Source organism: Nevskia soli (assembly GCF_903970205.1).
GTDB lineage: Bacteria > Acidobacteriota > Terriglobia > Bryobacterales > Bryobacteraceae > Bog-113.
This window is the reverse complement of the sequence record NZ_CAJCHS010000107.1, coordinates 1-5,439: the sequence shown is the minus strand read 5'-3', so window position 1 is coordinate 5,439 and position 5,439 is coordinate 1. Positions and strand designations below refer to the sequence as shown.

General features: G+C 56.9%; 4 protein-coding genes. All 4 read left to right on the top strand.

Features of this window, described 5'->3' with window-relative positions:
- Nucleotides 1–421, top strand: a 421-nt coding sequence (gene uraD, locus H1Y01_RS05020) for a 2-oxo-4-hydroxy-4-carboxy-5-ureidoimidazoline decarboxylase (RefSeq protein ID WP_180539176.1), incomplete at its 5' end; no start/stop codon positions are given.
- Complete coding sequence (gene uraH / locus H1Y01_RS05015; protein WP_180539175.1) at nucleotides 418–744, top strand: hydroxyisourate hydrolase; 327 nt, start codon at nucleotides 418–420, stop codon at nucleotides 742–744. The genes uraD and uraH, both read left to right, overlap by 4 nt.
- A gap of 157 nt (nucleotides 745–901) precedes the next feature.
- The gene (locus H1Y01_RS05010) at nucleotides 902–4,336 is read left to right on the top strand and encodes a TonB-dependent receptor (protein WP_180539174.1); all 3,435 of its coding nucleotides are present in this window, start codon (nucleotides 902–904) and stop codon (nucleotides 4,334–4,336) included.
- Nucleotides 4,326–5,399: a nucleoside hydrolase gene (locus H1Y01_RS05005; RefSeq protein ID WP_180539173.1), complete on the top strand. Its 1,074-nt coding sequence runs from the start codon at nucleotides 4,326–4,328 to the stop codon at nucleotides 5,397–5,399. The genes H1Y01_RS05010 and H1Y01_RS05005 overlap by 11 nt, the downstream gene beginning before the upstream one ends.
- The last annotated feature ends 40 nt before the right edge of the window (nucleotides 5,400–5,439 follow it).

Below are 5,439 nucleotides of genomic sequence, written 5' to 3'. Positions count from 1 at the left end.
TTCGCTTGCGTGGGCCGCGGAAATGACCCGGCGGCGTCCTTTCGCTGATATCCACGAAGTGATGGCGGCAGCCGACGAGGTCTGGGCAGACATCAGCGTCGATGACAAGCTCGAAGCCTTTCGCGCGCACCCGAAGATCGGGGCCGCGGTGGCGCCATCTGCCGGTTGGGCAAGCCGCGAACAGTCCGGGATGAACACGGCCACCGATGAGCTGCGCCGAGCGATGGCCGACGGCAACCGCGAGTACGAATCCAGATTCGGTTTCATCTACATCGTTTGCGCCACCGGAAAAACCGCCGAACAGATGCTCGAGCTTTTGCAGCGCCGGCTCAACAACGATCGCGACACCGAGCTGGCCGAAGCATCCGAACAGCAGCGCCAGATCATGCGACTGCGCCTCGGAAAGTGGCTGGCGCCATGACCGGAATCTCCACGCACGTCCTCGATATCTCACTCGGCAAGCCGGCGGCCGGCGTCGGCGTGCGGCTGGCCGACGACTCGGGAGGCGAGTGGCTCGGCGTTACCGACGCCGAAGGACGTTGCCGGGATCTCCTCAACGCCACGCCATTGAAATCCGGCAACTACCGCCTGATCTTCGCCGTTGCGCCCTACTTCGAGGCCCGGCAAATCCCCACGCTCTATCCGGAAATTGCCATCACCTTCCAGGTCCGCGATCCGAATCAGCACCACCATATCCCGCTCCTGGTCGCCCCCAACGGTTACACGACTTACCGCGGGACGTGATACATGAAACCTGATACACAGAAGCGGATTCCGCTTGACACTCCCCTCGTTTCGTGGGGATACTAAATGACCGACCTCCATCTCCAGGTTCAGATTTTTCACATTGGGGAGTCCTCGTTCGACACTCGCTTGGGTGGCGGTTATCAGGGGGCGATAGATGCGAAAAAGTAGAGTTTGTCTGGCGACAGCGGTCTGTTTGACCCTGCTGTTTTTGGCGCCTTCCCTGATGGGACAGGCGACCAGCAGTATTTCCGGGACCGTTACGGACGCGACCGGTTCCGTCCTGTCCGGCGCGAAAGTTACGGTAGCCGCGGAATCGATCGGCTTGACCCGCGACGTCACTACCGACGCGAGCGGTCATTTCGTGGTCCCGTTGCTGCCTCTTGGAAACTACGTCGTCCGCGTGTCGATGCAGGGTTTTCAAAACACCGAATCGCGCGACATCCGGCTACAAGTGGATGAACAGCGCGAAATTGATTTCAAACTCGCCTTGTCCAGCGTGCAACAGAACGTCGAGGTGGTGGCGAACGCGGTGGCGATCGAGACCGTAAACCCCACTCTTGGCCAGGTCATCAACTCCCAACAAGTTGCGGAGCTGCCTTTAAACGGGCGCGACTTTGTTCAACTCGCAACTCTCACGCCCGGTACCGTTCAGGAAACGAACCCGAACAGCTTCTTCAACGGCGGCCCGAGCAGCGAAGTGTCGGCGCGCGGCTCGTTCTCGCTTTCGGTAGGAGGCTCCCGCGCGAACAGTACCGATTGGCTGCTCGACGGCAACGATAACAACGAACTGACCGCGGGCGGGATCGCTATTTTCCCCTCGATCGATGCGATCCAGGAGTTTAAGGTCCTCACTTACAATTATTCCGCGGAATGGGGAACCCGGGCCGGGCCGACCGTCCTGGTAACTACTAAGTCGGGAACTAATCAGCTGCACGGGTCGCTTTTCGAGTTCTTTCGGAATACCGACCTCGACGCACGCAGCTTCTTTGCGTCTTCCACCGAGAAGTTCAACCTGAATCAGTTCGGCGGTTCGGTCGGCGGTCCAATTAAGAGGAACAAGACCTTCCTGTTCGCCGATATACAGAACAAGATGCAGCGCCATGGGATTCCATTCACAGGGTTGGTCCCTTCTGTCGCGATGCGTAACGGTGATTTCACCGATGACGCTTTCGGCAACCCCCGCGTTGGATTCATAACCAATCCGAACGTACTCGGGGCGGCGGATACGGATTTCCAGTGCGACGCCTCGGGCAATCCGATCTTAGCCGCGCCGAACGGAAGCCAGACTCCCGGCGTGGACTGCAATAAAATCCCTCAAAACCTGATCAACCCCATAACGCAGAAGATGATCAACCTGTACCCGCTGCCGAATGCGAACAATACCGCCCTTGGCTATAACTATGTCAACGAACCCGTCCGGAAGTTGAATGAAGGCGAGTTCGATGTCCGGCTGGATCACAACTTCTCGGACAAGGACAACATGTTTGCGCGGTTCAGTTACGACCAGGCGACCTCGTACGTGCCCGGCGGCGCTCCCGGTTTTGCCGAAGAAAGCCCCTTCGCCAGTAACCAGGGAATCATTAACCATGGACGTAACGTTGCGGCCGCTGAGACCCACGTTTTTACGCCGAATACGATCAACCAATTCACTGCCGGTTACAACCGCATCTTCGACTACATTTCGTCGCAAGGTACCGGGAGTTGTATCTCCGACGCGATTGGTATCCCCGGGGCTAACCTGGGCGGAGTTAGTTGCGGCTTGACTTCGACTCAGTTAGACGGAGGCTATTGGTCGCTGGGAGATCGAGGTTACTCGCCCTTCCAGGGCGGAACGAACATCTTCTCCGTCGCCGACGCGGTCGACATGGTTCGCGGCAATCACGATATCAAGACCGGCTTCGAATTCCGCGCCATGCAGATGAACGTGTTAGCGGAAGGTTTTCAGGATGGCTACTGGATTTACACCGGACTTTGGTCCGGCGAACCCGAAGCCGACCTGCTTCTCGGTTTGCCGAGTCTCGCGTTGCATGACCAGACGTTCGACGGCAATGTAACGGGACGCCGATGGAAGCTCTATCGTCCTTTTGTTCAGGATGACTGGCGAGTCACGAATAGCTTGACCGTGAACCTTGGATTGGCTTGGGCGTTTGTAACTCCGATTACCGAAGCTGCCAACCGGCAGGCGGATTTCGACCCGGCCACAGGCACTTTCCTGATCCCCGGAGTGAATGCCGGTGCGTCGGCCGGAATCAAGATGGATTGGACCGCCTGGGAGCCGCGCGTTGGAATGGCGTGGAAGATATTCAATAGTCAGAAGACCGTGCTCCGCGCTGGATATGCGATCTTCCATGATTCGTCCTGGAACCAGGGTGCACAAGGCCTGTGGCAGAACCCGCCCTTTTATGCGGAATCCGATGCGTTTGCCTTCGGCGGCGCCTGTACGTTCGCCACTGCCGCTTGTGCGACGGTATATGGGTTAACGCCTTCCGCGATCAACGCTTCGTCCGGATTTCCGGTCTTTACGGCCCCACCGGACCCCAGCACTTTTACCGGCACGATCCAGTCGCAGGATACGAATTTCAAGCTCGGCCGCATCCAGCAGTTCAATGTGAACGTGGAGCGCCAGATTCCCGGCAACATGGTCCTGACTGTCGGGTACGCCGGCTCGCGTAGCAGCCATATCCTGATTGATGGCAATAACATTAACGTGAGCTCTCCTTCAGCCTGCGGGACCGTATCCGGCTACACTCTTGGCTGCGGGACGGGAGGCGCCGCGTTCGGCGTTCCTTATACGGCGTTTCCTTATTCCACGATTTCGAATATTACCGATCAAGGCCGCGCGCACTACAACTCACTCCAGGTCAAAGCGGAAACCAGGAGCAACAAATACGGTATTTACGCCCTGCTCGGCTACACCTATTCGCAAGCTCATGACAACGGCTTTACCGATGGACTGGGCAGTACTCTCGGAGCCACTTACTACCCATTGCCGAACTGGGAGCAATTAGATTGGGCGCTTTCTCAAATCAATCTCAACCACGTCTTTACCGCGAGTATCATCTATCAGCTGCCCTTCGGGCGAGGGAAGATGTTCGGAAGCTCCTGGAACGGCGTAAGCAACGAGATTTTCGGCGGCTGGGAACTTAACGTCATCGAGAAAGCCTCGTCCGGGTTCCCGGTCTTCGTCGTCGATAGCGCCAACTCTTCCGGCGTTAACTTCGAGAACAACGGAAATAGCCTCAACCGGCCGGACCAGATCTGTAACCCTGTCTCGGGTAGTCAAACCTTAAGCGAGTTCTTCAATACTTCCTGTTTCGCCGCTCCGCCTGCCGGAGAGCTTGGGAATGCGTCGAGAACTCCTCTTTCCGGTCCCGACTTCATCAATACGGATTTCTCCGTGATCAAGCACTTCGCTCTGCCTCGTGAAGGGATGCGGATGGATTTCCGCGCCGAGTTCTTCAACTTATTCAACCATGCACAATTTGGTTTGCCCGGATCGGATTTCAACTCACCCACAACCTTTGGAGCAATTAGTTCCACGGTAAACAATCCACGAGTCATTCAGTTTGCGCTTAAGCTTGCCTTCTAAGCGGCTACTTATCCTGCTGGCACTAACCGCGTCCCTCGGTTGGAGCCAGCAGCAGCGCCGGAAAGTGATCATCGACGAAGACTGCTCCGGTCCGGGTGGTTCCAATCTTCAGACGGTAGCCTTAATGCTGCAATCGCCGCAGGTCGAAGTGCTTGGGATCACAGTCGCCAGTGGAGATCAATGGCGCGATGAAGAGGTGGCTCATACGCTTCGTCTACTCGAGATCATGGACCGCACAGAAATTCCGGTGTTAGTCGGTGCCGCATTCCCCCTGGTAAGAACACGAGAAGAAACGCTGCTCTGGCAGGAACGGTTCGGAAAGGTCGCCTATTCGGGAGCGTGGGACGCGCGCTGGTGGCATGAGCCGTTCGTCATTCCGCCGATGCCTGAAGGTACGCCCAAGACTAAGGCAGCCGCCGAAGATGCGGTCCACTTCATGATTCGGATGGTCCATCAGTATCCGCATGAAGTTACTATCTATGAGGGCGCGCCAATGACCGACTTGGCGCTCGCGATTTCGCTCGATACTCATTTCGCCGAACTTGCTCAGGAGTTAGTCTTTATGGGCGGAAGTCTTAGCCCGCAGACCGAGAATCCCGAGTTTGCCAACAGTCCCCGGCACGAGTTCAACTTTTGGTTCGATCCCGAAGCGGCCTACATCGTCCTGCGAGCTCCATGGAAGAAGATCGTCTGTACTCCGACCGACATCTCGATTAAGACTAGCTTCAGTCCCGCCATGCTCAAGCAGATTGGATCGGCGAACACGCCCCTGTCACGCTATCTCGCCAAGTACTACTCGCCCGGCGACGGTAACGACATCATGTGGGACGAACTCGCGGCGGCTGCGTGGATCGATCCCACGCTTATCACGCGTAAGCAAACCCTCTATATGGGCGTCGATATCGATCATGGCGCGGGATACGGCAACACGCTTACCTGGACTTCGAAGGATGACCTGAAAATCACCACACAACCCGTTGAGGTTCAGGTTGACTTAGATACCAAACGCTTCTATGACATGTTCGTGCAGCTGATGTCGGCGCCCTCGAATCACGTTCACTGACGTAAGTCGAATACGAACTGCTGCATCGGCGATCGGGAGA

Excerpts from the sequence above, each read along its gene's own strand:
- H1Y01_RS05010 (WP_180539174.1), top strand. The coding sequence starts at position 902 with ATGCGAAAAAGTAGAGTTTGTCTGGCGACAGCGGTCTGTTTGACCCTG.
- uraH (WP_180539175.1), top strand. The coding sequence starts at position 418 with ATGACCGGAATCTCCACGCACGTCCTCGATATCTCACTCGGCAAGCCG.